The sequence below is a fragment of the Geobacillus sp. LYN3 genome (assembly GCF_003064505.1).
GTDB classification, from domain to species: domain Bacteria; phylum Bacillota; class Bacilli; order Bacillales; family Anoxybacillaceae; genus Parageobacillus_B; species Parageobacillus_B toebii.
In genome coordinates, this window is the sequence record NZ_QCWL01000001.1 from 430,873 (window position 1) to 438,740 (window position 7,868).

General features: G+C 39.6%; 10 protein-coding genes and 1 rRNA gene. 1 reads left to right on the plus strand and 10 read right to left on the minus strand.

All coding sequences use genetic code 11. From position 1 onward, the window contains the following. The first annotated feature begins 303 nt into the window (after positions 1-303). Positions 304-603, plus strand: coding sequence for a transition state genes transcriptional regulator AbrB (locus DCC82_RS02260; RefSeq protein WP_012748811.1), 300 nt, complete (start codon positions 304-306; stop codon positions 601-603). Positions 604-641: 38 nt separating this feature from the next. On the opposite strand, the gene rsmI is transcribed toward DCC82_RS02260, so the two are convergent. The 10 genes from rsmI to DCC82_RS17910 all read right to left on the minus strand — a co-directional run. Next, positions 642-1,514, minus strand: a complete 873-nt coding sequence (gene rsmI, locus DCC82_RS02265) for a 16S rRNA (cytidine(1402)-2'-O)-methyltransferase (RefSeq protein WP_012748810.1) — start codon at positions 1,512-1,514, stop codon at positions 642-644. A 13-nt stretch (positions 1,515-1,527) separates the two neighbouring features. Continuing rightward, a complete protein-coding gene (locus tag DCC82_RS02270; protein ID WP_012748809.1) occupies positions 1,528-2,277 on the minus strand; it encodes a tRNA1(Val) (adenine(37)-N6)-methyltransferase in 750 nt (249 codons plus the stop codon). 63 nt (positions 2,278-2,340) lie between these two features. Further along, on the minus strand, positions 2,341-2,706 hold the full coding sequence (gene yabA, locus DCC82_RS02275) for a DNA replication initiation control protein YabA (protein ID WP_012748808.1): 366 nt from the start codon (positions 2,704-2,706) through the stop codon (positions 2,341-2,343). Between the two features lie 15 nt (positions 2,707-2,721). Continuing rightward, positions 2,722-3,549 (minus strand): PSP1 domain-containing protein, encoded by an 828-nt coding sequence (locus tag DCC82_RS02280; protein WP_012748807.1) that lies wholly within the window; start codon positions 3,547-3,549, stop codon positions 2,722-2,724. Then, the gene (gene holB / locus DCC82_RS02285) at positions 3,542-4,549 is read right to left on the minus strand and encodes a DNA polymerase III subunit delta' (protein ID WP_041269541.1); all 1,008 of its coding nucleotides are present in this window, start codon (positions 4,547-4,549) and stop codon (positions 3,542-3,544) included. Before holB ends, DCC82_RS02280 begins: the two co-directional genes overlap by 8 nt. 78 nt (positions 4,550-4,627) lie before the next feature. Continuing rightward, positions 4,628-5,260, minus strand: a complete 633-nt coding sequence (tmk, locus tag DCC82_RS02290; RefSeq protein ID WP_012748805.1) for a dTMP kinase — start codon at positions 5,258-5,260, stop codon at positions 4,628-4,630. A 13-nt stretch (positions 5,261-5,273) separates the two neighbouring features. Further along, on the minus strand, positions 5,274-6,710 hold the full coding sequence (locus DCC82_RS02295; RefSeq protein WP_012748804.1) for an aminotransferase class I/II-fold pyridoxal phosphate-dependent enzyme: 1,437 nt from the start codon (positions 6,708-6,710) through the stop codon (positions 5,274-5,276). A gap of 211 nt (positions 6,711-6,921) precedes the next feature. Then, positions 6,922-7,128, minus strand: coding sequence for a sigma factor G inhibitor Gin (locus tag DCC82_RS02300; RefSeq protein WP_012748803.1), 207 nt, complete (start codon positions 7,126-7,128; stop codon positions 6,922-6,924). A gap of 283 nt (positions 7,129-7,411) precedes the next feature. After that, positions 7,412-7,528: ribosomal RNA gene (rrf, locus tag DCC82_RS02305) — 5S ribosomal RNA — on the minus strand. 75 nt (positions 7,529-7,603) lie between these two features. Continuing rightward, the coding region (locus tag DCC82_RS17910; RefSeq protein WP_233252904.1) for a hypothetical protein at positions 7,604-7,868 on the minus strand (265 nt) is incomplete at its 5' end.

Here is a 7,868-nt window from a genome sequence, read left to right on the forward strand (position 1 = left end):
GGACGAGAGCGATGTTACTTCTATTTTACATAATTTTTTTCATTCTACAAAAACATCTATTTCTCTTATTGAAAAAAAATATACATACAAAATAACGCCATATTTTATAAAAAATAGTCGAATAGTTATAGAAGAAAACAATCGTCTTTCTTAAAAATACATTTTTTTTTAATTTTACATATAAAAGGATTGACGTATAATGGAAATACTGATATGATTAGGATGTAGGAAATTTGTCGAATATTGACGAATAAATCCTAGCAAAATAAAAAACTATTTTATTATAGAGAGGGGGAGCGTTCCGTGAAATCAACAGGCATTGTCCGCAAAGTGGATGAATTAGGCCGTGTCGTAATTCCAATTGAATTACGCCGCACGTTAGATATTGCTGAAAAAGATGCGTTGGAAATCTACGTAGACGACGATCGCATCATTTTGAAAAAATATAAACCAAATATGACTTGTGTCGTCACTGGCGAAGTTTCCGATGACAACTTCAAATTAGCCGGCGGCAAAATCATTTTAAGCCGTGAAGGCGCGGAAATTCTTTTAAAAGAAATCCAAGAGCATCTACAACAATCATCTGACAATAATGATAAATAAAAGAGTTTCTCTAGCATTTTTAGAGAAACTCTCTTTTTTTATCGATGATGATATTGCTGATAAACGTCCCGTTTCGACATATTTCGATCTTTTGCGGTTTGTTTAATAGCTTCTTTTGACGTAAAATTTTTCTCCCGAATATAATATTCGACATGCTCCACCGGTGTTAGCGAATGCCACCATTCCTCTTTCTCTTCGATCGTTTCCTCCGCTCCTTCCACAATAATGCAAAATTCTCCGCGAATTTCATTCGTTTCTGCCCATTCGACCGCCTCCCGCAAAGTTCCACGAATGAACTCCTCAAATCGTTTGGTAAGCTCACGGCATATAGCGATACGGCGATCGCCAAACACTTCATACATCATCGCAAGCGTTTCTTTTAAGCGATGAGGTGCTTCATAAAAAATCATCGTTTCACGAACCGTTTTTAGTGATTCCAACTGTTCCTTTTTTTCTTTCTTTGTCCGTTCGAGAAAACCGAAAAAATAAAAGTGATCGGTCGGCAGCCCCGAGGCAACCAGTGAGGTTAACGCCGCGTTCGCTCCTGGAAGCGGAACAACTGAACACTGCTCTTTGAGCGCGGAAACGATCAGCTCATATCCTGGGTCGGAAATTCCCGGCATTCCTGCATCACTGACAAGCGCTACCGATTTTCCTTCTTTCAGTTGTTCGACAATTTGCGGCCCGCTTGTATATTTATTATGTTCATGATAACTAATGACCGGTGTATGAATCTCAAAATGGTTTAACAGTTTTTTCGTTTGCCGTGTATCTTCTGCGGCAATGATATCTACTTCTTTCAAAATACGTACCGCCCGAAATGTCATATCTTCAAGATTGCCAATCGGTGTCGGGACGATATATAGAGTTCCTTTATTATCGCCGGCAAAACTTTTTTGCTGCCAAAGCATCGCTTCTGCTCCTTTACGATGGGATAATTCCATATAATAGCTGCTTCACTTCATCTGTATATTCATTATTGTCATGATACACAATAAGCGGCGGCAATACTTTTAAATCCGGATTGCCATCTTTTATTCCTTCAATCAAAATCGTATTGGCCTCTTTTCCGATTTTCGGATAAACAAACCGCAGCCGTTTTGGCTCTAACCGATACTTGCGCATTAGTGTAATAATATCGAGCAGCCGTCCCGGCCGGTGCACAAATGCGGCTTTGCCGCCTTGCTTCAACAGCTGGCTGCTTACGCGAATCACATCTTCAAGCGTACAATAAATCTCATGGCGAGCAATGGCCAAATGAATATTTTTGTTCATTTCTTCCTTGCTGATCGTTGGAAAATAGGGAGGATTGCACGTGACGACATCATATTTACTGTATCCTAACTGCTTAGGCGCATCTTTAATATCCCCGTGAATAATTTCTATTTGTTTTTCCAAACCGTTATATTGTACGCTTCTTTTTGCCATATCACAAAGCCGCTCTTGAATTTCTATACCGATAATTTTTCCCTTTGTTCTCATGCTTAATAACAATGGAATAACTCCATTTCCGGTGCATAAATCGACAATTTGCCCTTTTTGAATCGGCATATAAACAAATTTCGCAAGCAGCACCGCATCAAGGGAAAAGGAAAACACAGATGGACTTTGAATAATGCGAATATCTTCATTTAAAAGATAGTCAAGCCTCTCATCATCATATAATTCCACCATCGTGTATTCCTCCTTATTTTCAAAAAAATAACCTCTCCTTATGTGGAAAGGCTATCGTTATGCTTACTTTTTATTTAAAAAGGATAAACAAAATAGGCAATCGCCTTCTTTTCGGACGCTTCCATAATGGACATGACAAATATGGAACCCTTCCTGATAAAGACGCGCTAAATTATCATATCCTTCGCCAATGTCAACTAATTTTCTTTCATGACCATGCTTATGATCTTTTTCTTTTTGCTTTTCCTCTGCCAATTCACTGGTCACTTGTTCGAGCCGACGGCGCAAATGATCATTTTCTATTTGCAAATGATGATTTTCCTCAAGCAGCTGAACTACATGTTCCTTTAATTGTACAAGCTGGCGGTACAAATGGCTCAGTTGTTCCTCCATGCTCGTTACTGACTGAAAAATCTCTTTCTTATCCACGTCAATCCACCCCAATTAGTCTGTGGCTTGGACTGGTAACGTTCCATCTTTCATCAACTCGTCGAGCGTATATTCCACGACCCGTCCATGTTCCGATAATTCCACTTGCAATACTCGTTCTAAAATATTTAATCCGATCACTTTTCCAAGACCATGCGGAGTTTCCACATACTCCCCTAAATCAGGAAGCTGCTCTTTCGCTGTTTCGTATTCATCATTTTCGTATTTTAAGCAGCACATTAACCGACCGCAAAGACCGGAAATTTTCGTCGGATTGAGCGATAAGTTTTGGTCTTTCGCCATTTTAATGGATACTGGTTCAAAATCTCCTAAAAATGTTGAGCAGCAAAGCATTCTTCCGCACGGACCGATCCCGCCAAGCATTTTTGCTTCATCGCGAACACCGATTTGTCTTAATTCAATGCGCGTGCGAAAAATGGCTGCCAAATCTTTGACAAGTTCGCGGAAATCCACACGCCCGTCTGCAGTAAAATAAAAAATCACTTTATTGCGGTCAAACGTATATTCCACATCGACTAATTTCATTTCCAAGCCATGCTCTTCTACTTTTTTTAAGCAAATATCGTACGCTTCCCGTGCCGCTTTTTTGTTTTCCTCAACAATTAATTTATCTTTCGCGTCCGCGACGCGAATCACTTTTTTCAACGGCAAAACGATATCATTTTCGTCGACTTGTTTGTTGCTAATGACAACTTTTCCATATTCGATCCCTCGAATGGTTTCTACAATGACGAACTCCCCGGCAGAAATCGACAATTCTCCAGGATCGAAATAATAAATTTTTCCCGCTTTTTTAAAGCGAACACCGACGACATTATACAAACACTTTTCCCTCCTTTAGATCAAGGATAAGTTGTTCCATTAAAAGCTGTACGCTCATATTAGTTGTATTTAAACGCGCCTTCGCTTGTAAAATCATTTCCATGCTTTTTACGATCTGTCGTTGAGAACAAGAAAGCGCCCACTGCTGCAAATCATCGATTTTATCTCGATAAATGATTTTATCTTGCTGTCCTAATTGAATGTGCAACATATCTTTATATATATATAAAAGCAAATCTAATCCTAAATCGATTTGCTGCTTTTCTTGAAAATGCGGAATCCATTGATCATGGATGAAAAAAAGCGCCTGCAAATCATTTTTCTTTAACATTTCATATAATTGTAACACTATTTTTCTCGCCTGCGCAAACCAATCATCTCGACCTAACTCGAGTGCTTCTTCATGACTGTTTGTCACATGTGCGGCAAGGAGAGCAATATGAGGCGGGATTTGCTGCTCTGCTAAATAATTGGCAAGCAAAGCAGGTGGTATTGGCTTAAACGAAAACACTTGGCAACGGGAAATGATCGTTTCTAATAGGCGGTGATATTGTTCTGTAAGCAATATCGCTACCGTCCCTGGACGAGGTTCTTCTAAAAATTTTAACAAGCTATTCGCTGCATTCGTTGTCATTTTATCAGCGTGCTCGATAATATATAGTTTTCGGTCTGATTCCACCGCCATTTTTGCAAACTCTTGCTGCAACATTTCAATTTGTTCTTTTTTAATCGATTGCCCATCTGGTTCAATGACATGTACATCCGGATGATTCCCGGAATCGATTCTGCGGCAATTTCGGCATTCATTGCAAGGCTTTATTCCGGAACGATGTAAACAAAATAAGCTTTTTGCCAATAAAAGACTCATTGCTTTTTTTCCCGTTCCGCGTTGCCCCTCGAATAAATAAGCATGAGAAATTCGCCCTTTTTCAAGACTTTTTGTGAGCATTTTCACTACTACAGGCTGATATCGTTCCAGCTGCTCCCAGAAAATCGCCACTTTCATCACTTTCCTTTAATTTTTATTCTAACATGTCTTATCCTTTTCATCATGTTCTGTTTCATGGAAACATCACTGTTATCTTCCTTCTATTTGATCCATAACCGCCGCTATGGTCATTGCAAACACTTCATCGACTGGTTTGGAAGCATCAATGACAATGATACGATCAGAAAAACGTTCTGCTATCTTTAAATACCCTTCTCTTACTTTATAATGGAAAGATAAACTTTCCATATCAAGCCGATTAATTTCCCGTTGCTTATTTTTTTGGATTCTCTCTAATCCTATTTTAGGATCAATATCAAAATAAATCGTTAACGAAGGAAAAAAACCATCAATCGCAAACTGATTAATTTGTAATATTTCATCGATGCCTAACCCTCTTGCAAATCCTTGATAGGCTAACGAACTGTCGACAAACCGATCGCACAATACAATTTTGCCGGCTTTTATCGCAGGAATAATTTTTTCTAAAAGATGCTGCCTTCTCGCAGCGGCGTAAAGCAACGCTTCCGTACGACCATCCATTTCCGTATGTTTTGGGTTCAAAATAATGGAACGAATTTCCTCGGCAATACGAACTCCTCCTGGTTCTCTTGTCAATAAAACGTCAAACCCTTTTTCTCGCAAAAATGATTCCAGCTTTGTAATCATCGTCGTTTTTCCTGCTCCATCAGGTCCCTCGAAAGAAAAAAAACGGCCTTTCATACGCTAATCCCCCTTATTTTACTGGTACATACACTTCTATTTGATTAGAAGATAAAAACTTTCCTCCTTGAAACCGCGCATGGTATTTTAACTGTTTTATTTGTTCAATATGCTCTTTACTAATTGATTCTCCTATAAATAATAAAGGCACTCCAGGTGGATAAGGTGTGATCGTTTCCGCGGCAATAAATCCTTCCGCCTTTTCTAAGTTAACCACTTTTTTCGGCAATGTCTCTAGTTCCTTATAAGAAATCGGATTTGCAGATGCCAAAAAGGAAAAAGAACGGAACGAATTTAGCAACTCTTCGCTATAGCTTAATCCGCGAAACGCCCGTTTTAATTTTTCGATCACTTCCTCTAAATGATCGATAGCAGCAAGCGGATACACGAGCAAAACGTTAAACGGATCGGCAAGCTCCGCAAAAACGCCTTCTTGCTCCAGCCGTTGTTGAAGCTCATAACCGGACAACTTACTTCTCGTTTGAACGGTAATTTTCAATAAATCCGTCTTTATAAGCGGATGTTGCGAATGAACTACCGCAATCCCTTCTATCTCATCGAGGGCATCTTTCAACCGTTGAATTTGTTTTAAAATATTTTCTACATCTCCCTTTGTTAAACGAGCGAGGTAACTTCTCGCCAAATCAAGTGAAGCCATAATCGGATAAGATGGGCTGCTTGACTGAAACACTTGTAAAAAATATTTTAGTTTCTCTTTATCTATTAATGAACTATTTACATGTAAATACGACCCCATTGTCATGGCTGGCAATGTTTTATGCGCTGACTGGACAACAACATCCGCCCCGCACGCGATCGCTGTTTTCGGAAAAGGCTCTCCTATAATAAAATGGGCCCCATGCGCTTCATCGACAAGCACAGGAATACGATAGCGGTGTGCGATGTTTACAACTTCCGTAAGATCCACCGCCATTCCATAATAATTTGGATTAGTCAACACTAATGCTGCGGCATCTTGGTGAAGTTCAAGCGCCTTTTTTACCGTTTCATACGCAACATAAGAGGCGACACGGACGTCTTCATCCAATTCCGGAGGAAGAAAAATAGGGGCAGCTCCAACTAATTGAAGCGCATGCATAACCGATTTATGGCAATTTCGCTGCACAATTACCTTTTTCTTTTCCCCGCAAACAGCAAAGATCATCGCTAAATTTCCAGCCGTAGAACCGTTTACGAGAAAAAACGTTTCTTCTACATTATACAGCTTTGCTGCTAAAGATTGCGCCTCGGCAATAACCGATTCCGGTTGATGTAGATCATCAAGCCCGCTTAATTCAGTCGCATCTAGTTTTAGTAACTGCTTATAATCATTTTTCGCTTCTATAGGAAATACTGTACCATATTTGTGACCTGGTACATGAAATGAAAACGGATGAATGGCATCATGACGTTTTAAAGCGGTATATAAAGGAGTTTGCTGTTGATCCATAAATGCCCCTCTTTTCTTTTTCATGATAAGGAAATTTAGAACATTGTTTTTCTGACATAGACAACAAGATATATATTATCACTAATCTAATTGCCTTGAATAGAAATACATAAGAGATAACATCGATTTTCCGATACCACTCCAAATCAAAAAAGAAAAAAGCGTGATGAAAGTTGAACATATAAACAAAATAGACCCTATCAATAGGACCCTATGAATATATTTTTGAAGATATAATTTTTCTTAACTGCTTTACATAAAAACGGTATTTCGGATCAGTCGTGTCCGTTTGCACGATCTCCCTTTCGCAATCAAGACAAAGAAACTGATCATAAATTTGAATTCCTTCTTGTTTTGGCTGCTCACAAACGATACATACTCTTTCGATAACATCTTTACCCGTAATCAGTGAACCCACCTTCTCCACCTCCCACCCTTTATCTTTCCCACATTAATAAGTTTCTATAACTAATAGATGAAAATAAAATTTTATAGATGCTTAGGTAAAATAATAAATACCAAAAAATAAAATTTTATAACACCATGAGAACAAGATAGGAGAGTTGCGCATTTTTCTTCGTTTCAGTTTAATAGAAAAAATGGATACACACAGAGTGAGAGGTGAAGTGGAGATGTTTTAAGGTATATATAAAAACAGCTGATTAAGCATGAAGCTTAATCAGCTGTTTTCTGTAATAATTGCCTAGCAACGACCTACTCTTGCAGGGGCGCTGGCCCCAACTACCATCGGCGCTGGAGAGCTTAACTTCCGTGTTCGGGATGGGAACGGGTGTTTCCTCTCCGCTATTGTCACTAGGCAATTATCTCAATTGGACATTTATTATTATATTCCAATCATCACGTTTGTCAAGAGGGATTTCGTTCCCTCAAAACTAGATAACCGTCCGTTTGGAAGAAGCCGTCTTGCATAGGCGGCTAGCTTTTTGAAGTGAAACGGCCGCTTCTGCTTTTCCGTGTCCAGCTCCGGACGCCATCGGCTCGCGACGCTTCGGTCCCGTTGCGGCGGCAACACATTGAGTTAACTTCTCTGAGTAACCCACGCAAGACCAAACTTTGTTTGGTCTGAGCCTCCTCACGGGCCCTCCAGCGCGTGTCGCCGATAGACGGGCGTCCTCCGCTTTTCGTTTCGCTTGGTTA

Coding starts and splice junctions, on each gene's coding strand:
- rsmI (WP_012748810.1), bottom strand. CDS start 1,514: ATGCTTTGGCAGCAAAAAAGTTTTGCCGGCGATAATAAAGGAACTCTA.
- DCC82_RS02270 (WP_012748809.1), bottom strand. CDS start 2,277: ATGGTGGAATTATATGATGATGAGAGGCTTGACTATCTTTTAAATGAA.
- tmk (WP_012748805.1), bottom strand. CDS start 5,260: ATGAAAGGCCGTTTTTTTTCTTTCGAGGGACCTGATGGAGCAGGAAAA.
- DCC82_RS02295 (WP_012748804.1), bottom strand. CDS start 6,710: ATGGATCAACAGCAAACTCCTTTATATACCGCTTTAAAACGTCATGAT.